A 25,397-nucleotide genomic window follows, 5' to 3' on the forward strand; every position below is an offset into this window, starting at 1 on the left:
TCGTGGCGCGCGAGTTCACCAGCGTGGGCGTTGTCGGGCTGGGCACCATGGGTGCCGGCATCGTGGAGGTCTTCGCGCGCAGCGGCATCGACGTGGTGGCCGTGGAGGTCTCCGAGGCGGCGCTGGAGCGCGGCCGGGCCACCCTCACCGGCTCCACCGACCGGGCGGTCGCCAAGGGCAAGCTCGCGCCGGCCGACCGGGACGCCCTGCTCGGCCGGGTCAGGTTCGCCGCCGGCCTGGACGCCCTGCACACGGTCGACCTCGTGATCGAGGCGGTTCCCGAGCACCTCGACCTCAAGCAGCGGATCTTCGCCGAGCTGGACCGGGTGTGCAAGCCCGACGCCATCCTCGCCACGAACACGTCGTCGTTGAGCGTCACCGAGATCTCCGTGGCGACCAGCCGCCCCAACCAGGTCATCGGCATCCACTTCTTCAACCCGGCGCCGGTGATGAAGCTGGTCGAGGTCGTCCGGACGGTGGTCACCTCGCCGGACGTGGTCGCCGACGTGGAGGCGCTCTGCGCCCGGCTCGGCAAGGTCGACGTGACCATCAACGACCGCGCCGGTTTCATCGCGAACGCGCTGCTGTTCGGCTACCTCAACCACGCGGTGGCCATGTTCGAGTCGAACTACGCCAGCCGGGAGGACATCGACGCCGCCATGAAGCTCGGCTGCGGCCTGCCCATGGGCCCGCTCGCGCTCATGGACCTTATCGGCGTGGACACCGCGTACGAGATCCTCGACACCATGTACCGGCGCGGCGGGCGGGACCGCCGCCACGCACCCGTGCCCCTGATCAAGCAGATGGTCACCGCCGGGCTGCTCGGCCGGAAGACCGGCCGGGGCTTCTACACCTACGAGCGGCCCGGCTCGCCGGTGGTCGTACCGGACGAGGCGACGCCGGTGGCCGACGCGGCCGCGCTCGCCGACGGCGCGCGCGGCATCACGAAGGTCGGCGTCGTCGGCTCCGGGACGATGGCCACCGGGATCATCGAGGTCTTCGCGAAGGCCGGGTACGAGGTCGTCTCGGTGACCCGGGGCGCCGAGAAGTCGGCGAGCGTCTGCGAGGCGGTGAAGACCTCGCTCAACAAGGGCGTGGTACGCGGCAAGGTCAGCGAGGACGACCGGGACGCCGCGCTCGGCCGGATCACGTGGTCGGCCACGCTCGAGCACCTCGCCGACGTCGACCTGGTGGTCGAGGCGGTGGTCGAGGAGCTGAGCGTGAAGAAGGCGCTCTTCGCGAGCCTGGACGAGATCTGCAAGCCGGGCGTCATACTGGCCACCACCACGTCGTCGCTGCCGGTGATCGAGGTGGCGATGGCCACCCAGCGGCCCGCCGACGTGATCGGGCTGCACTTCTTCAACCCGGCGCCGATCATGCCCCTCGTCGAGGTGGTGCGGACGATCCGTACGTCGCCGGAGACCGTCGCCACGGCCCGCGCCGTCTGCGCGGCGCTCGGCAAGACCGCCGTGGTGTGCGCCGACCGCTCCGGGTTCATCGTCAACGCGCTGCTGTTCCCGTACCTGAACGACGCCGTGAAGATGCTGGAGGCGAGCTACTCGACGGCCGACGACATCGACAACGCCATGAAGCTCGGCTGCGGCTACCCGATGGGGCCGTTCGAGCTGCTCGACGTGGTCGGCCTGGACGTCGCGCTGGCCATCCAGCGGGAGCTCTACCTGGAGCTCCGCGAGCCGGGCTTCGCGCCCGCGCCGCTGCTGGAACACCTGGTCACCGCCGGCTACCTCGGGCGCAAGACCGGCCGGGGCTTCCGCGACCACACCCACCGCTGATCCCGGGGTCGCCCCCGGCCGCCCGTACCCTTGACGACGTGAGTCCCCGTCGCAACCGTCCCCGCCGGGACGACGCCCCGCACCTGGACACCGACCGGGTACGCCAGGGCGTCGCGTCGGTGCAGCAGTGGCGCGACGGCGACTGGCAGGTGCGCGGCATCAGCGGCGGGGCCTCGGTCAAGACGTACCGCTGCCCGGGCTGCGACCAGGAGATCCGTCCCGGGGTGGCACACGTGGTCGCCTGGCCGGCCGACGGCCGGGGCGACCTCAGCGACCGCCGGCACTGGCACAGCGGCTGCTGGCGGGCCCGGGACCGCCGGGGCCCGGTGATCCAGCGCGGGCGCGGCGCGCCCCGCTACGGCTGAGCGATCTGGATCACGCTGATTCCTCCCCGGGCGGGCGGCGGGGGCGACTTCGCGCCAGACTTGACCGGTGAGCACACCGATCCGCGCGTCGTCCATCCTCCCCGGGCAGCGGGAGGACATCGAGCTGCACACCGCCGACGGGCTGCGCCTGGTCGGTGAGCTGGCCCGTCCGGTCGACCGCGAGCCGGCGGCCACCCTCGTCTGCCTACACCCGCTGCCGACCCACGGCGGGATGATGGACAGCCACGTCTTCCGCAAGGCCGCGTGGCGGCTGCCGGCCCTGGCCGACGTCGCGGTGCTCCGGTTCAACACGCGGGGCACGAGCAGCGTCCGGGGGACCAGCGAGGGGGCCTTCGACAACGCCGTGGGCGAGCGCTACGACGTGGCCGCCGCCATCGAGTACGCCGAGTTCCACGAGCTGCCGAACATCTGGCTGCTGGGCTGGTCGTTCGGCACCGACCTGGTGCTGAAGTACGGCTGCGACCCGGCCGTCTCGGGCGCGATCCTGCTCTCCCCGCCGCTGCGCTACTCCACCCCCGACGACCTGGCGCAGTGGGCGGGCTCCGGCCGGCCGCTGGTGGCGCTGGTGCCGGAGTTCGACGACTACCTGCGTCCGGCCGAGGCGCGGGAGCGCTTCGCGGTGGTGCCGCAGGCCGAGGTGATCGGGGTGCCGGGCGCCAAGCACCTCTGGGTCGGTGACGCCGAACGGGTCCTCGACGAGGTGGTCCGCCGGGTCAACCCGTCGGTGCCCGTCCCGCTGCCCACGACGTGGGACGGCCCGATGGAGACCGGCGACGTCAGCGCGTACGCCGACCGGACGGTCGCCTCGTTCGCCGACCGACCGGTGCCGGGCCCGCCGCAGCGGCGGGCCGACTGATCCGGCGGTGGGCCGACCGAGTCGGCGGCGGGCTGGCTGAGCGGGCGCCGGCCGGTTTCGAGCGGGCTCAGCGGGCCTGCTGGCGGGGCAGCACCACCTCGCGCAGGATGATCTGGATGGCGGCCACCGTGGGGATCGCGATGAGCGCGCCCACCACGCCGATCAGCCCGACCCCGAGCAGCGCGGCGAGCAGGGCGGCCACCTCGTTGACGTGCACCGACCGGCGCATCACCTTCGGGTAGATGAGGTAGTTCTCGACCTGCTGGTAGACGAGGAAGAAGATCACGCAGGCGATGCCGGCGGACAGGTCGGTGGCGAAGCCGACGAGGCTGACGATGATCGCGCCGAGGGTGGCCCCGATCTGCGGGATCAGGTCGGTCACGGCGACCACCACGGCGAGCGCCATCGGGTACGCCAGCCCGACGATCAGCGCGAAGACGAACGTGCTGAGGCCGGCCAGCACGGCGATGCACAGCGCGCCCACCATGTACGCACCCACCCGGGTGAGGATCTCGTCGCCGATCAACTGCACCCGCTCCCGGCGGGACCGCGGCACGAGCGAGTACGCGAGCGTGCGCAGCCGGTTGAAGTAGGCCAGGAAGTAGATGGTGAGCACCAGCACGGTGAGTGCCTTGAAGAGGGTGCCGAAGAGCAGTTGGGCGCCGCCGAGCACCCCGCCGAGGGCCCGTCCCACGGTGCCCGCGTTCACGGCGCCCTGCACCTTCTCCACCACGTCGTACCGCTCGACCAGCTCGTTGACCGTCTCGCTGCGGCGCAGCTCCTCGATGTACGTCGGCAACTGCTCGATGAACTGCCCGGACTGGGTGATGATCGGCGGCACGAGCGCCACCACGCCGCCGCAGAGCAGCAGCAGGACGGCGAAGGCGACCAGCCCCACGGACAGGGCGTGCGGCAGGCCCCACGACCGCAGCCGTACCACGGCGGGGTTGAGGCCGATCGCGAGGAACAGCGCGATCACCACCAGGACGAGGATGCCGGCGGCGTTGCGGATCCCGCCGTAGAGGGAGTACGCCGCGAGCGCGCCGAGCGCCCAGGTGAAGCCGACCAGGAAGCTGTTGCGCCGCAGGGGCCGCCCCGGCGGCCCGAACCGGCCCGAACCCGTCGACGGCGGTGCGATCGGGTCGTCCGGAGACTCGCCGGCGGGCGCCGCCTCGCCGTGCGGCGGCTCCGCGCCCTCGGGCCGAGGGGTGTGCCGGTGCGCCCGGCGTCCCTCGGCGGCCGGGCCCTCACTCCCGGCGGGCTCGGGGACGGGGTGCCCCGCGCCGGACCCCTCCGGCTCCGGTCCGTCGGCCGTCGGCCCGTCCTGCGTCACCAGTCCTCCGCTCAGGTCCGGCGGGTCCACCGCCCCGTGCGGGCACCCGGCCGCCTCCGGCCGGTCCTGCCCGGCAGACTACTGGCCGGCCACTCCCGCAACCACCCGTCCGCGGCGCCCTCGCCGTTACGGCACGGGAGGGGTGGCACGCCGGCACCGGCTGACCGTCGGACGGTCTACCCGCCGGACCACACGGTCGACGACCGCCGCGGTCATGCCCGCCGCGGGCGGTGACCGCCGGGGTCACCCCGCCGCGCCGCGACCACCGGCAGGCCCGCGCGGTGACCCGTCGCGGGCACAGGCGCCGGTCGCCACCTCGGACCGGCCGTCACTCCTTCTCGACGGAGACGGTGTTGGGCCGTGCGGCGCGTTCGTCGGTGGTCGGCTTGGTGGGCCGCTTGCCGTTCTCGCCCTTACTGGTGATCTTCGTGGGGGTGGCGCCCCGGCCGCCCTCGCCCGGCACCGCGGCGACCGTCGGTTCGCCGTCCACCGGGGCGCCCGCGTCGGCCGTGGTCACCGGCTCGGCCACCGGTCGCGCCTTCGGCTGGCCGCCAACCTCCGGCTCCGCCTCGGTCGCCGGCTCGGCCGTCGCGGCGGCCGTCGGCTCCGATTTCGCGGCGACCACCGGCTCCGGCTTCGCCGTGACCGCCGGCTCGGGCTTCGCGCCGTGCGGTGTGCCGGCGGGACCGGGCTTCGCGGGGCTTCCCGCGCCGCCGCGAGCGCCCGCGCCGGCGGGTCGTCCCGCACCCTGCGTCGGCCGGGTGCCGTCCGCCGGCGTCCCGCTGCCGGGCTGCGCCTTCGTGGCCTGCTCCGCCTTCCCGCCGGCCGGCTTCGCGGTCGGGTCGCTCGTCCCGCGTCCGGCGTCGACCGGCTTCGCGGCCACGGCGGGCCCGGCCGCCGAGGCGGGGGCGACGGTACCCGCCGGAGGCGGTGAGGTGGGGCCGTCGGAACCACCCGGTGCGGTGGCTACCTGCACCCGCAGCTCCGCCAGCCGCCGCTGGAGCTCGTCGGACTCCTGCCGGGACTTCCAGGTCTCCTGGCGCAGGTCGGCGAGCTGCTGCTGGGCCTGTGCGATCTCCAGCATCACCTGGGCGAGCTGCTGGCGGCCGGCCGCCACCTCCTGCTGCGTCGCGGCGAGGTGCTGCTGCGTGGTGGCGAGGGCCTGCTGGGTCGTCGCCGCGTACTCCTCGAACTGCCGTCGGGACGCCGCCACGTGCTCGTCGGCGGCACGCCGCTTCTCGGTGGCCTCCGACTCGGCCCGGCGCAGCAGCTCGGTGGCCTGCTCCTCGGCCTGCTGGCGCAGGGTCGTGGCGTCCCGCTCGGCGGCCTGGCGGATGCGGTCGGCGCCCTGCTCGATCTCGTTCTTCCGGGCCGTGTACTCGGACTCCAACCGCTCGCGCCGGCTGGTGAAGCCGGACTCCAGCTCCTGCTTGCGGCGCTCGAACGTGGTCTCCAGCTCCTGCTGGCGGGACGTGAACTGCTTCTCCAACTCGTCGCGGCGCTTGGCGAACTCCTTCTCGGCGGCGGCGCGGCGCTGGGCCAGCTCGCGGTCGGCCGCCTCGCGGCGGGAGTTCACCTCCTTCTCGACGCCGGCCCGCCACGCGCCCAGCTCCTGCTGGGTCTGCGCGCGCGCCTGCTGCACGTACGTCTCGGTCTCGCTGCGCATCCGCTGCACGTACGCCTCGGTCTCGGCCCGGCTGCGCTTGGCCGCCTCGGCCGCCTGCGTCGTGAGGCGCTCCGCCTCCTGCTGCGCCTTGGCGCGGGTGGCCCGGCCCGCCATCGAGGCGTCGTCGATGATCTGCTTGGCCTCCCGCTGGGCCTTGGCGTGGGTGGCCCGACCGGCCTCGGTCGCCTGGTCGATGAGGCGCTTGGCCTCCTGCTGGGCCTTGGCGTGCACCTCCTTGGCCGCGTCGCGCAGCTCGGTGGCCTCCTGCTGCGCCTTCGCCAGGGCCTCCCGCGCCGCCTCGCGCAGCTTGGTCGACTCCTGCTGCGCCCGGGTGTGGATCTCCTTGGCGGCCTCGCGCAGCTGGGTCGCCTCCTGCTGCGCCCTGGCCAACTCGTCCTGCGCGTTGCGGCGCAGCTTCGCGGACTCCTCCTTGGCGGCGCGCAGCGCGGTCTCCGACTCGGCCTTGCGCGCGGCGGCCTGCCGCTCCTCCTCGGCCCGCCGGGCGGCGAGGGCGATCTCGAAGTCCTTCAGCGCCTTGGCGGCCTGCTCCCGGGCGTCCTCGACGATGTGCTCGGCGGCGGCCCGCCGGGACTCGATCTCCTCGTGGGCGGCCCGCAGGATGTCCTCGGCCTGCTCCTCGGCGAGGGTGAGGATCTGCTCGACGCGGGGGCCGAGGTGCCGGAACGAGGCCCGGTCCACCACGCCCACCTGTTTGCGCACCTGGGCGAGGTCCCGCTGGAGCACCTCGACCTGACCGGCGAGCTTGTGGATCTGTGTGTAGGCCTGCTCCCGCTCGGCTGCGAGGGTCGCGATCTCGTGCTCCGCACGCGCGACGTAACGGTCGACCTGCTTCTTCTCGTACCCCCGCAGAGCGGACTCGAAGCTTGGCTCCGTGGCCACGTCCCCGCCGAGAGCGAACAGTTCCTCGCCGTGCGACATGCCCCCATCCTCACACGCAACCGGCCCTGCTGGGGCGATACGGACGCCCCTGTTGGCCTACTTCACTCGGTTCGTACCGGTGGATGACAGTGGGTGGTGAAAAGCGCGCGGCGCGGGACCGCACCGGTCACCCGGTGCCGCCCCGCGCCGCGTCATGCCCCGACCTGGCGTGGCGTCAGCTGTTGGACTCCGCGGCCACCTTGCCGTCGTCGCCGGCCTTGTCGGCGTCCGCCTTGGCCGCCGCGCCCCCGTTCGGCACGCCGGGCACGATGCCGGCGAGACCGGAGAGCATCTGCCCGAGCTGGGCGGTGACCGCGTCCTTCTGGCGGGTGAGGTCCTCGACCTCGCGGCGCGCGGCCTGCGTGGTCAGCTCCGCCTCCGTCCGGGCCTCGCTGAGCAGGCGCTGCGACTCGGCCCGCGCCTCGTTGAGGGTCTTCTCGGCCAGCGCCTTGGCCTTCTCGACCGTCTCGGCCGCGGTGCGCTCCGACTCGACCCGGCGGGCCTCGGCGCGCTGCTCGATCTCCTTGGCCCGCTCCTGGGCGGCCCGCGCCCGCTGCTCCGCCTCGTTGACCAGCTTCTGGGTCTGCGCGACCTGCGCGGCGTGCCGCTCGGACTCCTCGCGCTCGGCCTTCTCCCGGCGCTCGGCGAGCTGCAGCTCCAGCGCCTGGAGGTCCTTGTCGCGCTTGTCCCGCGCGTCGGTGAGCAGCTTGGTCGCCTCGGCGCGCTTCTCCTCGGCCTCGCGCGCGGCCTTCGCCCGCAGCTGGGTGATCTCCCGCTCGGCGGTGGCCCGCAGCGTCGCCACCTCACGCTCGACGGTGGACTTCAGCTCGGCCACCTCGTGCGCCGTCACGGTGCGCAGCTGCTTGGTCTCGCGCTCGGCGTCGGCGCGCAGCGTGTCGGCCTCACGGCGGGCCTGGACGCGCACCTCGGCCGCTTCCCGCTCGGCCGCGGTGCGGAGGTTGCCGGCCTCGCGCTCGGCGGTGGCCTTCATGGCGGCCGCCTCGGCGCGGGCCTTGTCGGTGATCTCACGCGCCTCGAGGCGGGCGGCGGAGAGGATCCCCTCCGACTCGCGCTTGGCCTCGTTGCGGTGGTCGTTGGCCTGCTCCTCCGCGAGCCGGAGGATCTGCTCGACGCGGGTGCCCAGGCCGGAGAGGGTCGGCCGGCTGTTCTCCTCGAGCTGCTTGCTGGCGTCCGCGAGCTTCTGCTCCAGCGTGGCCATGCGCTGTTCGGCCTGGCGGAGCCGGCGCTGCGCGTCGTTCATCCGCTGCTCGGCCTCGGCGCGGGCCTGCTCGGACTGGGTCAGCGCGGCGGTCATCCGGCCGATGAAGTCATCGACCTGGTGGGTGTTGTATCCGCGCAGGCCAACCGTGAAATCTGGCTGTGAGTTCGCGTTGTCGAAGAACGCGAGAGGGGAGGATTGCTGCTGGGGCATTGGGACATACTGGCAGACGCCCCAGGGTGCTCCGCAAGAGCGGTAGGAACCTTTCGAGTCCTCTTTACATGGTCAACTCCCGGTGGTCACGGTAGCCGGTCGAAGGGGCGATCTTGGCAGGTCCGGGCCGGGCGGATCGCGTGGCGCGGATCATGAAAAAGGACGGTGCCGGATGCCGGTGCGGCCCTTTGCCGCGTCACCCGTCGGGCCATGCGAACGCGCGCCGTCGAGCGCCGTGAATGGGTGCGCGCGGCCCCGGAGAAACGCGACGGCGTACGCCGCAATGCGCGCCCGCGACGGCCGTCCCGCTCCGGCCGTGCGCGCCCGCGACGGCCGTCCCGCTCCGGCCGTAGGGACGGCGGCCGGAGCGGGACGAGGCGCCGCGCCGGGACGCGGTGTCCCGTCGGGACGCGGCGCCGGAGGACGCGGCGCCGGAGCGCGACGGTGTCGTGTCGGGGCGCGGTGTCGTGTCGGTACTGCGGCGCCGGGGCGGGTCAGTGCCCCCGGAACCGGTTGATGGCATCCTCGTGACGGGAGCGCAGCTCCGGGTCGCGGACGCCCAGGCCGTCGCGCGGCGCCAGACAGCGGACGCCGACCTTGCCCTGGTGGGCGTTGCGGTGCACCTCGTACGCGGCCTGGCCGGTCTGCTCCAGCGCGTAGGTCCTCGACACCGTCGGGTGCACCCGGCCCAGGGCCACCAGGCGGTTGGCCTGCCACGCCTCCTGGTAGTTGGCGAAGTGGCTGCCGATGATCCGCTTGAGGTGCATCCACAGGTACCGGTTGTCGTACTGGTGCTGGAAGCCGCTCGTGGAGGCGCAGGTGACGATCGTGCCGCCCCGCTTGGCGACGTACACGCTGGCGCCGAACGTCTCCCGGCCCGGGTGCTCGAAGACGATGTCCGGGTCCTCGCCGCCGGTGAGTTCCCGGATCCGCTCGCCGAAGCGGCGCCACTCGTCGGGGTCCTGGGTCTCCTCGTCCCGCCAGAACCGGAAGCCCTCGGCGGCGCGGTCGATGACCAGTTCGGCGCCCATCCTGCGGCACAGCTCGGCCTTCTCCGGCGACGAGACCACGCAGACCGGGATCGCGCCGCCGTGCAGCGCCATCTGGGTGGCGTAGCTGCCCAGGCCGCCGGACGCTCCCCAGATCAGCACCACGTCGCCCTGCTTCATGTTGGCGCCGTGGTGGGACACCAGCTGGCGGTACGCGGTCGAGTTCACGAGGCCGGGGCTGGCCGCCTCCTCCCAGCTGAGGTGCCGCGGCTTCGGCATCAGCTGGTTGGCCTTCACCACGGCCAGTTCGGCGAGGCCGCCGAAGTTGGTCTCGAAGCCCCAGATGCGCTGCTGGGGGTCGAGCATCGTGTCGTCGTGGCCGGGCGCGTCCTCCAGTTCGACGGAGAGGCAGTGCGCCACCACCTCGTCGCCGGGCTTCCACCGGGTCACGCCGGGACCGGTGCGCAGCACCACGCCGGCCGCGTCCGAGCCGACCACGTGGTACGGCAGGTCGTGCCGGCGGGCCAGGTCGGAGAGCCGGCCGTACCGCCGGAGGAACGTGAAGGTGGGCAGCGGTTCGAAGATGCTCGTCCAGACGGTGTTGTAGTTGATGGCGCTGGCCATCACGGCGACGAGCGCCTCACCCGGCCCCAGTTCCGGCGTCGGGACCTCCTGGACGTGCAGCGCCTTGCGCGGGTCCTTGTCGCGGGTGGCCATGCCGTCGAACATCCGGGTCTCGTCGGCCCGGACGACGACGCCCCGGTAGCTGTCGGGCACGGGCAGTCCGGCGACCCCGGCGAGTTCCCGCTCCGGCCGGCTGGAGCCCTCCGCCGCCATGATCGCTTCGAGGATGTCCTGCACGGTGACCTCCCGTTCGTCCGCACCCGCGCGCGCGGGCCTGGGGTGCTGCCATCGTCGGCGCCGATGCGACCGAGCCGCCATGTCGGCGTCCGACACAGGCCGGTCGTGCTCCTGTTGCGGGCGGACGTTACTGAACGGTAGCTAGGGCGGGAAGTCCTCTGTGAAGAATTGCATCCGCCGATGCGTGAAGGTGTCCACGGGGCTGTCGAACCGCGCACCAGTAGGCGGCCCGGGCCGCGTCGATCATGAGGTTGACGGGGCGACACGCCGGCGCCCGCACCCGCCAACCTCATGATCGACGCGTTGGTCGCGCGGGACTTAGTGGGCGTCGGTGGCCGCCGGCTCGACCAGCTCCACCAGGACGCCGCCGGCGTCCTTGGGGTGCACGAAGTTGATCCGGGAGTTCGCGGTGCCGCGTCGCGGCGTGTCGTAGAGCAGCCGTACCCCGCGCTCGCGCAGCGCCGCGCACGCCGCGTCGATGTCCGCGACCGTGTACGCCACCTGCTGCACGCCCGGGCCGTTGCGGTCGAGGAACCTCGCGATGGTCGACTCCGGGGTGAGCGGGGCGAGCAACTGCACGCAGCCGCCCTCGGTGCCGGGGCCGACCGCCATCATCGCCTCGCGGACGCCCTGCTCGGCGTTGGTCTCGGTGTGCACGCACCGCATCCCGAACGTCCGCTGGTAGAAGTCGATCGCGGCGTCCAGGTCCGCGACGGCGACGCCGACGTGGTCGATTCGGCGGAGCCCAATGTCTGTGACATAGTCCGCAGCGGGCTCGACGGGGGAGTTCTCTGCCATGGCGCTAGTCTGGCCGAACAATCGTTAAGGCGTACAGGTCGGCACCCCCTCGGAGGCGGCTATGGCTTCGGTGATCGTCAGCGGCGCGCGGACCCCGATGGGGCGCCTGCTCGGCAACCTCAAGGACCTCCCTGCCACGAAGCTCGGCGGAATCGCCATCAAGGCGGCCCTGGAGCGCGGCGGCGTCAGCCCCGAGCAGGTGCAGTACGTGATCATGGGGCAGGTGCTCCAGGCCGGCGCCGGCCAGATCCCCGCCCGCCAGGCGGCCGTCGAGGCGGGCATCCCGATGTCCGTGCCGGCGCTGACCATCAACAAGGTGTGCCTCAGCGGCCTGGACGCCATCGCCCTCGCCGACCAGCTCATCCGTGCCGGTGAGTTCGACATCGTCGTCGCCGGCGGCATGGAGTCGATGACGAACGCCCCGCACCTGCTCATGGGCCAGCGCGGCGGCTACAAGTACGGCGACGTGGTGGTCAAGGACCACATGGCGCTGGACGGGCTCACCGACGCCTGGGACTGCTGCTCGATGGGCGAGTCCACCGAGCGGCTCGGCGCCCGGCACGGCATCAGCCGTGAGGAGCAGGACGCCTTCGCCGCCGCGAGCCACCAGAAGGCCGCCGCCGCGCAGAAGAACGGCCACTTCGCCGACGAGATCACCCCGGTGGTCATCCCGCAGCGCAAGGGCGACCCGGTCGTGATCAGCGAGGACGAGGGCATCCGACCGGACACCACGGTCGAGACCCTGGGCAAGCTGCGTCCGGCGTTCACCCCCGACGGCACGATCACCGCCGGCAGCTCGTCGCCGATCTCCGACGGCGCGGCCGCCGTCGTCGTCATGAGCAAGGCCAAGGCGAAGGAGCTGGGGCTGACCTGGATCGCCGAGATCGGGGCGCACGGCAACGTCGCCGGCCCGGACAACTCGCTGCACTCCCAGCCGTCCAACGCGATCCAGCACGCGCTGCGCAAGGCGGGTCTGACCGTCGCCGACCTCGACCTCATCGAGATCAACGAGGCGTTCGCCCAGGTCGGCATCCAGTCCATCCGTGACCTCGGTGTGTCCCCGGCCAAGGTGAACGTCAACGGCGGCGCCATCGCCCTGGGGCACCCGATCGGGATGTCCGGCGCGCGGCTGGTGCTCACCCTCGCCCTGGAGCTGAAGCGCCGGGGTGGCGGCACGGGCGCGGCGGCGCTCTGCGGCGGCGGTGGCCAGGGCGACGCGCTGATCGTCCACGTCCCCGCCCCCGCCGAGAGCGGTCGGTGACCGGGGTTGTGTGAGCTGGCTCAGTGAGCGGAACGATCGAGAACGTCCCGGCGGCGGCCACCGGCTCGGTGCGGCGCAGCCGGGACGTACCCATGCTGGTCGAACGGGCTCGCGCGGGCGACCACCGCGCGGTGGCCCGCCTCATCACGCTGGTGGAGAACGGCGACGAGCTGCTGCGCGACATCGCCGCGGCGCTCGCGCCGTACGCGGGTCAGGCCCAGGTGGTGGGGCTGACCGGCTCGCCCGGCGTGGGCAAGTCCACCACGACGAACGAGCTGGTCCGGGCGCTGCGGGCGCGCGGGCACCGGGTCGGCGTGCTGGCGGTCGACCCGTCCAGCCCGTTCACCGGCGGCGCCATCCTCGGTGACCGGGTGCGGATGCAGGACCACGCGACGGATCCGGGCGTCTACATCCGCTCGATGTCCAGCCGCGGGCACCTCGGTGGGCTCGCGGCGGCCACCCCGCAGGCGGTGCGGGTGCTGGAGGGCGCCGGCTGCGACGTGGTGCTCGTGGAGACGGTCGGTGTCGGGCAGGCCGAGGTGGAGGTCGCCTCGCTGGCGGACACCACGCTGGTGCTGCTCGCTCCGGGCATGGGTGACGCCATCCAGGCCGTGAAGGCCGGCATCCTGGAGATCGCCGACGTCTTCGTGGTGAACAAGGCCGACCGGGACGGCGCCGACGCGACGTACCGTGACATCCAGGGCATGATCGCGCTCGGCGAGCGCGGCCCGGGTGAGTGGCGGCCCCAGGTCGTCCGCGCGGTCGCCGCGCGGGGCGAGGGGATCGACGACATCGCGGCCGCCGTCGACAAGCACCGCACCTGGCTGGTCGAGCGCGGTGAGCTGCGCCGCCGGCAGGAGGCGCGGGCCGCCGCCGAGATCGAGGCGATCGCGGTGGGTGTGCTCCGCGACCGGATCGGGTCGCTGCGCGACGGTACGGAGCTGCCGTCGCTCGCCGCGAAGGTGGCCGAGGGGGCGATCGACCCGTACGCGGCCGCCGACGAGCTGCTCGCGCAGCTGGGCACCTGACGCGTCCACTACGGACGGGCCCCGCCTAGTACGCTCGCACCGCCCCACGGACGGCGTGGGGGCGGTGCGACGTGTGGGGAGACCATGGCTGACGAGGCGACGCAGGAGCTGACGGTGACGCCGGACGCGGTGGCGGGCGGTACGACGTCCGTCTCCGACGAGGTGGTGGAGAAGATCGCGGTGGCCGCCGCCCGATCGGTGCCGGGGGTGACCGAGCTGGGTGGCGACGTCGCCCGGTTCTTCAACTCGGTGCTCGACCGGGTCGGGCTGGACAAGGTCGGCGACGCCACCCGGGGCGCCTCGGCGGCCGTCACGAACGGCGCGGCCGTGATCAACCTGGTGATCGTCATCGAGGCGGGCCGGACGGTGCCCGAGGTGACCGAGGCGGTCCGGGCGAAGGTGACCGAGGCCGTCGAGGCGTACGGGCTGCGGGTCGACGAGGTCAACATCCGGGTCGACGACGTCTCCCTGGGTGAGCCCGCCGCGCCGACGGCCTGACCGGGCCCGGCGCGTCGGGGCTACCCGCCGGTACGACACTCCTTAGCGATCGTTCAGGCTCCGGCTCTACACTCGAGGGGCAGTCGAGGACTCGAGGAGGAGCCCCGCCGATGAACGCCGACGAGATCGCCGCCGGACGGGCCCGCTGGCAGGCCCGGTACGACGCCGCGCGCAAGCGGGACGCCGACTTCACCACCCTCTCCGGGATGAGCGTGGAACCCGTCTACGGGCCGCCGGAGGGGACCGACTACCCGGGCTTCGAGCGGATCGGCTGGCCGGGGGAGTACCCGTACACCCGGGGGCTCTACCCGACCGGCTACCGCGGGCGGACCTGGACCATCCGGCAGTTCGCCGGCTTCGGCAACGCCCGGCAGACCAACGAGCGCTACAAGATGATCCTGGGCGCCGGCGGTGGCGGGCTCTCCGTCGCCTTCGACATGCCGACCCTCATGGGGCGGGACTCGGACGACCCCCAGTCCCTGGGCGAGGTGGGCCACTGCGGCGTGGCGATCGACAGCGCCGCCGACATGGAGGTCCTGTTCGACGGCATCGACCTGGCCGGCGTCACGACCTCGATGACCATCTCCGGCCCGGCCGTGCCGGTCTTCTGCATGTACCTCGTCGCCGCTGAGCGGCAGGGCGCCGACCTCTCCACCCTGGACGGCACGCTCCAGACCGACATCTTCAAGGAGTACATCGCGCAGAAGGAGTGGCTCTTCGACCCGGAGCCGCACCTGCGCCTCATCGGCGACCTCATGGAGTACTGCGCGCGGGAGATCCCGCGGTACAAGCCGCTCTCGGTCTCCGGCTACCACATCCGGGAGGCCGGGTCGACCGCCGCGCAGGAGCTGGCGTACACGCTGGCCGACGGCTTCGGCTACGTCGAGCTGGGCCTCAGCCGTGGGCTTGACGTCAACGTCTTCGCCCCCGGCCTGAGCTTCTTCTTCGACTCGCACGTCGACTTCTTCGAGGAGATCGCCAAGTTCCGGGCCGCCCGCCGGATCTGGGCCCGCTGGCTGCGCGACGTCTACGGCGCGACCAGCGAGAAGGCTCTCTGGCTGAGGTTCCACACCCAGACCGCCGGCGTGTCGCTGACCGCCCAGCAGCCGGTCAACAACGTGGTCCGCACGGCCGTCGAGGCGCTCGCCGCGGTGCTCGGCGGGACCAACTCGCTGCACACCAACGCGCTGGACGAGACGCTCGCGCTGCCCACCGACGAGTCCGCCGAGATCGCCCTGCGTACCCAGCAGGTGCTCATGGAGGAGACCGGGGTCACCAACGTGGCCGACCCGCTCGGCGGCTCCTGGTACGTCGAGGCGCTCACCGACAAGATCGAGGCCGAGGCCGAGGCCATCTTCGCCCGGATCCGCCAGCTCGGCGGCGAGGGCCCGCACGAGATCGGGCCGATGACGTCGGGCATCCTGCGCGGCATCGAGGACGGCTGGTTCACCAGCCAGATCGCCGAGGCGGCCTTCGCGTACCAGCAGGCGCTCGAGAAGGGCGAGAAGAAGATCGTCGGGGTCAACTGCCACACCAACACGGTCGCCAAGGACCTGGAGATCCTGCGGATCTCGCACGAGGTCGAGCTGGAGCAGCGCCGGGTGCTGGCCGAGCGCAAGGCCGAGCGGGACGACGCGGCGGTGAAGGCCGCGGTGGCCCGGATGGTCGAGGTGAGCCGGACGGGCGAGAACATGATCCCGGCCATGCTCGACGCCGTCCGGGCCGAGGCCACCCTCGGCGAGATCTGCGACGCGCTGCGCGCCGAGTGGGGCACCTACCGCGAACCCGCGCGCTTCTAACCCGCCGCGCCCCCACCCGCCCCCGCGATCTTGCACTTTCTGCCCCGGCATACGGTACGAATGCCGCGAACCGCGGGCCGAAAGTGCAAGATCGCGGGGGTGTGGCGTCGTGTGGGCCGGGGGCGGGCTGAGCAGGGTGAGAACTGCAACTGTCGCCGTCGCGGTTGATCTGAGTTCGGCGACGTCCGTGCGAAACTAGATAACCATGAGCGACCCACGGATCACCTCGTCGATCTTCACTCGCGGCGCGGTCGACCTCAGCGCCCTGCGCACCCCCGCCCCCTCCTCCGCTCCGGCCCAGTCCGGCCCGCCCGCTGGCGCGCCGGGTGGCGCGGTCGGCGGTGTCACCGTCATCGACGTGACCGAGGCGACCTTCCAGTCCGAGGTGCTGGAACGCTCGCTCAACACCCCGGTCGTCGTCGACTTCTGGGCCGAGTGGTGCGAGCCGTGCAAGCAGCTCTCCCCGGTGCTGGAACGGCTCGCCGTCGAGGGCGGCGGCGCGTGGGTGCTCGCCAAGATCGATGTGGACGCCAACCCGCGCATCGCGCAGATGTTCCGGGTCCAGAGCATCCCCATGGTGTACGCGGTGGTCGGCGGCCAGCCGATCGACGCGTTCGCCGGCGTGGTGCCCGAGGCGCAGCTGCGGCAGTGGATCCAGGCCGTGCTCAAGGCCGGCGGCGTGAGCGTCGCCGCGCCGAGCGACCCCCGCCTCGACGAGGCCGACGACGCGCTCATGAACGGCGACCTCGACGCCGCCGAGCGGGCGTACCGCAAGATCCTGGCCGAGTCCCCGGCCGACGCGGCGGCCGAGGCCGGACTCGCCCAGGTGGGCCTGGCCCGCCGGGTGGCCGGCGCCGACCCGCAGGCCGCGCTCGCCGCGGCGGAGGCGAACCCCGACGACGTCGACGCGCAGTTGCTCGCCGCCGACATCGAGGTGCTCAGCGGGCTCGCCGAGCAGGCCTACAAGCGCCTCGTGGACACGGTGCGCCGCACCACGGGCGACGACCGGGAGAAGGTACGCCAGCACCTGGTCGGCCTCTTCACCATCGCCGGCCCCGAGGACCCGGCCGTCGCCTCGGCCCGACGGGCCCTGGCCAGCGCCCTGTTCTGACCACCCGAACGGTTCCGAGCACGTAGCACACCAGCGCGGGCCGGCGGACCGGCCGGCCCGCCCGACGACCGAGGACGGGAGCCCATGACGCGCCGGATCGCCGTCCTCGACGCGCCGACAAACCTCGGCCTGCGCCCGCCCACGCCCAGCTCCGTGCCGGGCTGCGCGAAGGCGCCGGGCGCCCTGCGGGACCACGGGCTGCTCGCCCGCCTGCGGGCCCGGGACGCCGGCTGCCTGACCCCGCCCCGGTACGACCCGGGCGACTGGCGGCCCGGCGACGGCGTGTGCCACGCCCGGGAGATCTCCGCGTACTCGGTGGCGCTGGCCGACCGGATCGGGGGCATCATCGACCGGGGGGAGTTCCCGCTGGTGCTGGGCGGCGACTGCTCGGTGCTGCTCGGTTCGGCGCTGGCCATGCACCGGCTCGGCGAGGCGGTCGGCGGCAGGATCGGGCTGGTCTTCGTCGACGGCCACTCCGACTTCCGGCACCCCGGCAACGCGTCGTACGTCGGCGCCGCCGCCGGTGAGGACCTGGCCCTCGTCACCGGCCGGGGACAGGCCGACCTCGCCGCCATCGAGGGGCGCCGGCCGTACTTCCGGGACGTCGACGTGGTGGTGCTCGGCATCCGCGCGCAGGACGAGTACCGCCTCGACCTCCAGGCCGCCGGGATCGTCACCCGGCCGGTGCCGGCGCTGCGGGCCGAGGGCGCGGCCCGGACCGCGCAGTGGGCGCACGAGCAGTTGGCCGACTGCGCCGGCTACTGGGTGCACATCGACGTGGACGTGCTCGACCCGGCCGTGATGCCGGCCGTCGACGCGCCCGACCCGGGCGGGATCGCGTTCGCGGAGCTGGAGATCCTGCTCGCCGGCCTGGTGGACACGCCGCACTGCCTGGGCGTCGAGCTGACCGTGTTCGACCCCGACTACGACCCGGACGGCGCGTACGCCGCCGAGATCGTCAACACCGTGGTGGCGGGGCTGACGCCGGTGACCTCGCCCGGGGCCGTGCCGCCCCGGCTGCTGCCCGGCTCGACACCCCCGCCGGCGCCCGCGCCCCGCCGGGGCGCCGGCCGCCCGCCCGTCAGCGCCGCCGGCGGGCTCGACCCGGCGGACCGGCCCGCCCCGGAGCCGCAGTCGTCGGACGACGACAGCCCACGCTCCGCCGCCGGCTTCGCCTGACCGGTACCCGGACCGGGAAGGCCGGCAGGACGCGCGCGTCGATCATGAGGTTGGCGGGGCCTTCGATCTCCAGATCGCCCGCCAACCTCATGATCGACCGGGTCGGGTCAGCGGAGGGCGCGGAGGAAGCGCTCGGCGATCGGTACGGCGGACGCCGTGCTGGACCCGCCCTGCTCCACGAAGACGGCGAACGCCACGTCGCCCTGCCAGCCGACGAACCACGCGTGCGTGTGGGCGGGGTTGTTGTCGTACTCGGCGGTGCCCGTCTTGCCGTACACCGGCTGGCCCGGGACGTCCTTGAGGGCCGTGCCGGTACCGGCCGTCACCACCTCGCGCATCATGGCCCGCACCGCCTCGACCGACTCGGGCTTCAGCTCCGGGCCGGCCGCGGCGGGCTTGGCCGGGGCCGGGTCCAGCAGCAGCTTGGGCTGCGCGAAGCGCCCCCGCGCGACGGCCGCCGTGGCGGACGCCATGGCCAGCGGGCTCACCACGGTGGTGCCCTGGCCGAACGAGGCGGCGGCCTGCTCGGCCGGCGACCCGTTCGCCGAGACCTTGCCGGTGAACGCGTCGATGCCGAGGTCCCACTGGCCCTCCAGGCCGAGCGAGCGGCCGGCGACGGCGAGGCCGTCGGCCCCCAGCTTCGGGGCGAGGGCCGCGAAGGCCGTGTTGCAGGACTTCGCGAAGTCGGTGCGGAACGGCACCGAGCCGAGCGCGAAGTTGTCGGAGTTCTTGAACGACCGGCCGTCCACCGTGAACGTCTTGTCGCACGTCACCGGCGTGTCCGGGGTGACGGCGCCCCGGTCGAGCAGGCCCAGCGCGCTCACCATCTTGAACGTGGAGCCGGGCGGCACCTGGGCGGTGAAGGCGAGGTTCTCCCCGGCCGCCCCCGGACCGTTCGCCGCGGCGAGCACCGCGCCGTCGCTGATGCGGACCGCCACCAGGGCGGAGCGCCGCTTCTCACCGCGCAGCGCGGCGTCGGCCGCGTTCTGGGTGGCGACGTCGAGCGTCGTCTTCAACGGCTGGCCCGGCTGCGGCTCGCTGTGGAACAGCTCCGTGCCGGTCGGGACCAGCGTGCCGTCCTCGCCGGGACGCTCGACGAGCACCGTGAGACCCGGCCGGCCGCGCAGCCGGTCGTCGTAGCGGCCCTGGAGCCCGCCGTGGCCGACGAGGTCGCCGGCCGCGTACTTGTCGGGATGCTCGGCCAGGTCGTCGGCCTGGGCCGGGTCCACCGAGCCCAGCAACGCCCGGGCGAACTCGCGGGTGGGCGCGAGGTCGAGCTTGTCGGCGCGGAACTTGGTGCCGGGCAGGTCGTAGATGCGGGACTTGATCTGCCGGTACGCCTCGTCCCGCAGCGTCACCACCTCGACGAACGCGCCCGGATCGGCCTCGTCGAGACGCTTCGGCAGGTCGGAGAGGTCGACGGCCGGGACGAGCGCCGGACGGATCGCCCGGAAGGCGGCATCGAGCTGGCGGACGAGCGCCTTGGCGTCGCTCACCTCGCTGGGCTGCACACCGACCCGGACCACGGGACGGGGCGCCACGATCGGCTGACCGGCGCCGTCGAGCACCGCGGCCCGGGGGCCGGTGTCCCGGCGCAGCCCCAACCGGTCACCGTCGGTGAGCTTCTCGTGCACGACCCGCGGCTCCCACATCACCTGCCACTGGTCGTCGTCGCCGCGGACCAGGGTCACCTGCCGCTCGTATTCCCAGCGGGTGTCGCCGGGCAGGGTCCACTCGACCTGGACCGCCGCGGTGGCGGTGTCCGCGGTGACCTTGGCCTCACCCTGACGGCGTAGGGTGGGCGGCGTGTTCGCGAGCTCTCCCGAGAGTTCCTTGAGCTGCTTGGTCACCTCCGACGCCGCGACCTTGGCGCCGGTGGGGTCCACGAACCCCACCTTCTGCAGGTCGCCGGAGTGCCAGCCGGACAGGAAGGCGTCGACGCTCTGTTCGGGGCCGTCCCCGTCCGAGCAGGCCGTGAGCGCGCCGGCGGCGAGGACGGTGACGGCGAGTGCGACGAGCGGACGCCGGGTCCGGCCTCGGGCGGGGTGGCGCGGGTACGACAGGAGCATGAAGCGGATTCCCTCCGTTCTCGGGACGCCCCACCGTAGTACGTCCGCGCCGCCCCCATCGTCCCGGCATGGGTCCCGACGTGCGAAAAGACGGACCCGTGGCGGCGTGATGAACATCGCGCGACGGGGTACTCCCGGGTCGGCCAACCTCGGACCCGCAACGGGCGAAAGGACAGAGTCGCGATCCGGACGTCCGGCCCGTGGTCCGCCGGCAGAGGGGCAGATCGGCAGGGCCTAGGCTGGGCGGCATAGTGACCCACAACGCGGTGGGTCGAGGGGAGTGGCACCGATGGACCGGCGTCCGGCGATCAAACCGGAACCCGACCTCCGGCAGGATGACACCGGCCGGAACGACGACAGCTTCGACTCGGCGACCGACGGGGACGGCTACGGCCGGCTCGACACGGGCGTGACAGGGTTGACCGGGTCGAGCATCGACACCATCTACGATCTCGGTCTGCCGGCGGAGGCGCTGGCCGACGAGTCCGAGGACAGCGAGCTCGATGAGCCCGTGCCCAACGCGGAGCGCCTGGTGGCCCAGGCGGTCGCGCTGGCGGGCGACGACCACGAGGCGGCGGCGCTGGTCAGCCGCTTCTGGCGGTTCGCTCCGGACGAGGAGCTGATCGGTTTCACCGCCGAGGAGATGCTCGCCGCGGCGCGCGCCCACCGGGAGCTCGCGCAGCAGCGGGTGCCCGGCGAGCTGAAGCTGCGCATCCACGAGCCGGACGCCGAGCAGCACCACACGGTCATCGAGATCGTCGTGGACGACATGCCATTCCTGGTCGATTCGGTCACCGCGCTGCTCAACTCGCACCACCTCGACGTCCACCTGCTGGTGCACCCGCTCGTCGTCGTGCGCCGGGAGCCGCTCGGCCGGCTGACCGAGGTCGCCGCCGACGTCGAGCCGGACGACGCGATCGCCGGTGACCTGGTGGAAAGTTGGATGCGGATCGAGATCGATCCGGTCCGCGACGCCGCCGGACGCGACCGGCTCCGCCGGGAACTCCAGCGGGTCCTCACCGACGTGCGCGAGGCCGTGGAGGACTGGCCCAAGATGCGCCAGCGGGCGCTGTCGCTCGCCGACGAGCTCGCCGCGGCCCGGACCAGCGACAACCGGCCGCCGGTCCCGGAGAAGGACATCACCGACTCGGTCGAGCTGCTGCGCTGGCTCGCGCACGACCACTTCACCTTCCTCGGCTACCGCGAGTACCGGCTGGTGGACACGCCGGAGGGCGGTCAGGCCCTGGAGGCGGTGCTCGGCAGCGGGCTGGGCATCCTCCGGCAGGACTCGACGGAGCCCCGGACGCTGTCGTCCATGACGCCCGAGGCGCACGAGAAGGTGCTGGAGAAGCGCCTGCTCATCATCACGAAGGCCAACTCGCGGGCCACCGTGCACCGCTCGGCGTACCTCGACTACATCGGTTTCAAGGTGTTCGACGAGGCCGGCGAGGTCGTCGGCGAGCGCCGCTTCATCGGCCTGTTCTCCACCGCCGCGTACCGCACGAGCGTGCGGGAACTGCCGGTGGTCCGCCGCAAGGTGGCCGAGGTGCTCGAACGTTCCGGCCTCAGCCAGCGTAGCCACTCCGGCAAGGATCTGCTGCAGATCCTGGAGACCTACCCGCGCGACGAGCTGTTCCAGATCAAGACGGACGACCTCTACCACGCGGTCATCGGCGTCCTGCGCATGGCCGGCCGCCGGCAGCTGCGGGTCTTCCTGCGCAAGGACGCGTACGGGAGGTTCATCTCCTGCCTCATCTACCTGCCGCGGGACCGGTTCACGACGCAGAACCGCCTGCGCATGCAGGACATCCTGCTGCGGGAGCTGAACGGTGTCGGGGTGGACTACACCACCCGGGTCACCGAGTCGATGCTCGCGCGGGTGCACTTCATCGTCCGCACCGACCCGACCAAGCCGCCGAGCGAGATCGACGCCGACCTGCTCGCCGAGGAGCTGGCCGACGCGACCCGGCTCTGGGACGACGACTACCGGCTGGTGCTGGAGCGCAAGCTCGGCGACGAGCAGGCCAAGCACCTCTTCGCCCGGTACGCCGACGCGTTCCCCGAGGGCTACAAGGACGGGCACACGCCGTACGAGGCGATGAAGGACCTGGCCAAGCTGGAGCTGCTGGAGGAGCCCGGCCAGCTCGAGATGCACCTGTTCCGCAAGCAGCTCGCCCCGCGGGCGGGCGCGCGCGCCGGCGCGGACGTCGACGAGTCGATGGACGTGCGGTTCAAGGTCTACCGGTACGGCGAGCCGATGATGCTCTCCGCCGTGCTGCCGGTGCTGCACTCGCTCGGCGTCCGGGTGATCGACGAGCACCCGTACGAGGTGGACCGGATCGACGGCCGGATATGGCTTTACGACTTCGGGCTGCAACTGCCCGAGGGCCATCAGGAGCTGGCCGAGGTGCGCCCGCACGTGGAGAACGCGTTCGCGGCCGCGTGGCGGGGCGAGGCCGAGGTCGACCGCTTCAACGAGCTGGTGCTGCGCGCCGGGCTGACCTGGCGTCAGGTGGTCGTGCTCCGGGCGTACGCGAAGTACCTGCGGCAGGCCGGGACGGTCTTCTCGCAGGACTACATGGAGCAGACCTTCATCGCGTACCCGCAGATCGCCGAGCTGCTGGTGCGGCTCTTCGAGGCGCGGTTCGCGCCCGGCCCGATCGAGGCCGAGGAGCGGGAGCGGCACAGCGCCGAACTGGTCGCCGCGATCGGCGAGGCGCTCGACGACGTGGCGAGCCTCGACCAGGACCGGATCCTGCGCGCGTACCTCACGCTCATCCAGGGCACCCTGCGGACGAGCTTCTACCAGCGGCGCGAGGACGGCCGACCCAAGTCGTACGTGGCGTTCAAGCTGGATCCGCAGGCCATCCCGGACCTGCCGGCGCCGCGGCCGAAGTTCGAGATCTTCGTGTACTCGCCGCGCTTCGAGGGTGTGCACCTGCGCTTCGGGCCGGTGGCGCGCGGTGGTCTGCGCTGGTCCGACCGGCGGGAGGACTTCCGCACGGAGGTGCTGGGCCTGGTCAAGGCGCAGATGGTGAAGAACACCGTCATCGTGCCGGTCGGCGCCAAGGGCGGCTTCGTGCTCAAGCAGAAGCCGGGCGACCGCGACGAGGCCGTCATCTGCTACAAGGAGTTCATCTCCGGCCTGCTCGACGTCACCGACAACATCGTCGGGGGCCGGATCGTGCCGCCGCAGGACGTGGTCCGGCACGACGGCGACGACCCGTACATGGTGGTCGCGGCGGACAAGGGCACGGCCACCTTCTCCGACATCGCCAACGAGATCTCGGCGGCGCACAACTTCTGGCTCGGCGACGCGTTCGCCTCCGGGGGGTCGGCGGGCTACGACCACAAGAAGATGGGCATCACGGCCCGGGGCGCCTGGGAGTCGGTCAAGCGGCACTTCCGGGAGCTGGGCCACGACACCCAGACCCAGGACTTCACCGTGGTCGGCGTCGGTGACATGAGCGGCGACGTCTTCGGCAACGGGATGCTGCTGTCGCAGCACATCCGGCTGGTGGCCGCGTTCGACCACCGGCACATCTTCCTCGACCCGGATCCGGACGCCGGCATCTCGTACGCCGAGCGGAAGCGGCTGTTCGAGCTGCCGCGCTCGTCGTGGGAGGACTACAACCCGGAGCTGATCTCCGAGGGCGGCGGGGTGTATTCGCGTACGGCCAAGTCGGTGCCGATCTCGCCGCAGGTGCGGGCGCGGCTCGGCCTGGAGGACGACGTGACCCAGATGTCTCCCCAGGAGCTGATGCGGGCGATCCTCACGGCGCCGGTGGACCTGCTCTGGAACGGCGGCATCGGCACGTACGTCAAGGCGTCCAGCCAGACCAACGCGGAGGTGGGCGACAAGTCCAACGACGCGATCCGGGTGGACGGCAGGAACCTGCGCTGCCGGGTGGTCGGCGAGGGCGGCAACCTGGGCTTCACCCAGCTCGGCCGGATCGAGTACGCGCTGACCGGCGGGCGGATCTACACCGACTTCATCGACAACGCGGCCGGTGTGGACACGTCCGACCACGAGGTGAACATCAAGATCCTGCTCAACACCGCGGTCGCCGACGGGGAGCTGACCACGGAGCAGCGGGACGAGCTGCTCGCCGAGATGACCGACGAGGTCGCCACGCTGGTGCTGCGCGACAACTACGACCAGGCCCGGGCGATCAACAACGCCCAGGCGCAGGCGGCCTCGCTCCTTCCCGTGCACCGGCGCATGATCAACGAGCTGGAGCGCTCCGGTGCGCTGGACCGGTCGCTCGAGGCGCTGCCGCCGGACGAGGAGCTGGCGGTCCGGTCCGAGACCGGCCTCACCGCGCCGGAGTTCGCGGTGCTGCTCGCGTACGTCAAGATCGTGCTGGAGCGGGACATCCTCGCCGACGGCCTGGCGGACGAGGAGTGGACGACCGACGTCCTGGTCAACTACTTCCCGACGCCGATGCGGGAGCGGTTCGCCGACCGGATGTCCCGGCACCGGCTGCGCCGCGAGATCGTCACCACGGTGCTGGTGAACGAGGCGATCAACCGGGGCGGCATCTCGTTCGTCTTCCGGGTCATGGAGGAGACGGCCGCGTCGCCGGCGGACGTGATCCGGGCGTACGTGGTGGTCCGCGACGTGTTCGGGCTGCGGGAGCTGTGGGACGCGGTCGAGGCGCTGGACAACAAGGTCTCGCCCGAGTTGCAGACGACCGTCTACCTGGACACCCGCCGGCTGCTCGACCGGGCGGTGCGGTGGCTGGTGACCAACCGCCGCTCGCCGATCGACGTGCCGGGGGAGATCGCCCGGTTGCGGGACGGGGTGGCCCGGCTCCTGCCGGAGCTGGAGAACCTCTTCTACGGCAGCGAGCGGGAGGCCATCCGGGCCCACATCGACTCGATGACCGAGCGGGGTCTCCCGCGCGAGCTGGCCGAGCAGGCGACCCGGTTGATGTACAGCTTCGGCCTGCTCGACGTGGTGGAGACCGCGGCGAGCCGGGGTCGGGACGTCGGCGAGGTGGCTCCGGTCTACTTCGTGCTGTCCGACCTGTTCCGGGTGGACGCGCTGCTGTCGAAGATCTCCCTGCTGCCGCGGGAGGACCGGTGGCAGACTCTCGCCCGGATGGCGCTGCGCTACGACCTGTACGCCGCGCTGGCCGCGCTCACCGCGGAGGTGCTCGACTCCACGCCGGACAGCCTGCCCCCGCAGGAGCGGGTGCAGCAGTGGGAGCAGTCGAACGCCATCTCCGTCCACCGCACCCGCCGGGCGATGGGGGAGTTCGACGAGTCCCGGGCGGACCTCGCCGCCCTGTCGGTGCTGCTGCGCCAGATCCGCACGCTGGTGCGGACCTCGGCCGCGGCCTAACGCCGCCGGACGCGGTCCGGCCGGTCGGGACAACCCGACCGGCCGGACCGCG

At 72.8% G+C, this 25,397-nt stretch carries 15 protein-coding genes and 1 pseudogene; 10 read left to right on the top strand and 6 right to left on the bottom strand.

Annotation, left to right across the window (positions count from 1 at the left end; genetic code table 11):
* Positions 1-2: 2 nt before the first annotated feature.
* From OG994_RS30740 to OG994_RS30750, 3 genes are all read left to right on the top strand, one after another.
* The gene (locus tag OG994_RS30740) at positions 3-1,793 is read left to right on the top strand and encodes a 3-hydroxyacyl-CoA dehydrogenase family protein (protein WP_328851754.1); all 1,791 of its coding nucleotides are present in this window, start codon (positions 3-5) and stop codon (positions 1,791-1,793) included.
* A 38-nt stretch (positions 1,794-1,831) separates the two neighbouring features.
* A complete protein-coding gene (locus OG994_RS30745; RefSeq protein WP_120330473.1) occupies positions 1,832-2,158 on the top strand; it encodes a hypothetical protein in 327 nt (108 codons plus the stop codon).
* Between the two features lie 67 nt (positions 2,159-2,225).
* Positions 2,226-3,035: an alpha/beta hydrolase gene (locus OG994_RS30750; protein ID WP_120330474.1), complete on the top strand. Its 810-nt coding sequence runs from the start codon at positions 2,226-2,228 to the stop codon at positions 3,033-3,035.
* A 67-nt stretch (positions 3,036-3,102) separates the two neighbouring features.
* On the opposite strand, the gene OG994_RS30755 is transcribed toward OG994_RS30750, so the two are convergent.
* From OG994_RS30755 to mce, 5 genes are all read right to left on the bottom strand, one after another.
* Complete coding sequence (locus tag OG994_RS30755) at positions 3,103-4,368, bottom strand: AI-2E family transporter (protein WP_328851755.1); 1,266 nt, start codon at positions 4,366-4,368, stop codon at positions 3,103-3,105.
* Positions 4,369-4,696: 328 nt separating this feature from the next.
* Positions 4,697-6,973 carry a hypothetical protein gene (locus OG994_RS30760; RefSeq protein ID WP_328851756.1) on the bottom strand — a complete coding sequence of 759 codons (2,277 nt, stop codon included), beginning with the start codon at positions 6,971-6,973 and terminating at the stop codon, positions 4,697-4,699.
* Positions 6,974-7,148: 175 nt separating this feature from the next.
* Entirely contained in the window at positions 7,149-8,405 is a 1,257-nt protein-coding gene (locus OG994_RS30765) for a DivIVA domain-containing protein (RefSeq protein WP_120330476.1), read from the bottom strand.
* Positions 8,406-8,899: 494 nt separating this feature from the next.
* Positions 8,900-10,255, bottom strand: coding sequence for a crotonyl-CoA carboxylase/reductase (gene ccrA, locus OG994_RS30770; RefSeq protein WP_328851757.1), 1,356 nt, complete (start codon positions 10,253-10,255; stop codon positions 8,900-8,902).
* A gap of 318 nt (positions 10,256-10,573) precedes the next feature.
* Complete coding sequence (gene mce / locus OG994_RS30775) at positions 10,574-11,053, bottom strand: methylmalonyl-CoA epimerase (protein ID WP_328851758.1); 480 nt, start codon at positions 11,051-11,053, stop codon at positions 10,574-10,576.
* Between the two features lie 61 nt (positions 11,054-11,114).
* Between mce and OG994_RS30780 the strand changes: the two genes are divergently transcribed.
* From OG994_RS30780 to OG994_RS30805, 6 genes and pseudogenes are all read left to right on the top strand, one after another.
* Entirely contained in the window at positions 11,115-12,314 is a 1,200-nt protein-coding gene (locus OG994_RS30780; RefSeq protein ID WP_328851759.1) for an acetyl-CoA C-acetyltransferase, read from the top strand.
* Positions 12,315-12,406: 92 nt separating this feature from the next.
* Positions 12,407-13,342 (top strand): methylmalonyl Co-A mutase-associated GTPase MeaB, encoded by a 936-nt coding sequence (gene meaB, locus OG994_RS30785; RefSeq protein ID WP_396844436.1) that lies wholly within the window; start codon positions 12,407-12,409, stop codon positions 13,340-13,342.
* A gap of 84 nt (positions 13,343-13,426) precedes the next feature.
* Complete coding sequence (locus OG994_RS30790) at positions 13,427-13,840, top strand: Asp23/Gls24 family envelope stress response protein (protein ID WP_120330481.1); 414 nt, start codon at positions 13,427-13,429, stop codon at positions 13,838-13,840.
* A gap of 110 nt (positions 13,841-13,950) precedes the next feature.
* Positions 13,951-15,639 carry an acyl-CoA mutase large subunit family protein gene (locus OG994_RS30795; protein WP_120330482.1) on the top strand — a complete coding sequence of 563 codons (1,689 nt, stop codon included), beginning with the start codon at positions 13,951-13,953 and terminating at the stop codon, positions 15,637-15,639.
* A 205-nt stretch (positions 15,640-15,844) separates the two neighbouring features.
* Positions 15,845-16,750, top strand: coding sequence for a tetratricopeptide repeat protein (locus OG994_RS30800; protein WP_328851761.1), 906 nt, complete (start codon positions 15,845-15,847; stop codon positions 16,748-16,750).
* An 84-nt stretch (positions 16,751-16,834) separates the two neighbouring features.
* Positions 16,835-17,881, top strand: a pseudogene (locus OG994_RS30805) (arginase family protein); the annotation flags it as partial.
* A gap of 155 nt (positions 17,882-18,036) precedes the next feature.
* On the opposite strand, the gene OG994_RS30810 reads toward OG994_RS30805, so the two are convergent.
* Positions 18,037-19,998, bottom strand: a complete 1,962-nt coding sequence (locus tag OG994_RS30810; RefSeq protein WP_328851762.1) for a penicillin-binding transpeptidase domain-containing protein — start codon at positions 19,996-19,998, stop codon at positions 18,037-18,039.
* Positions 19,999-20,287: 289 nt separating this feature from the next.
* On the opposite strand from OG994_RS30810, the gene OG994_RS30815 reads away from it, so the two are divergent.
* Entirely contained in the window at positions 20,288-25,345 is a 5,058-nt protein-coding gene (locus tag OG994_RS30815; RefSeq protein ID WP_120330485.1) for an NAD-glutamate dehydrogenase, read from the top strand.
* The last annotated feature ends 52 nt before the right edge of the window (positions 25,346-25,397 follow it).

It is taken from the genome of Micromonospora globbae (assembly GCF_036184225.1).
GTDB lineage: Bacteria > Actinomycetota > Actinomycetes > Mycobacteriales > Micromonosporaceae > Micromonospora > Micromonospora globbae.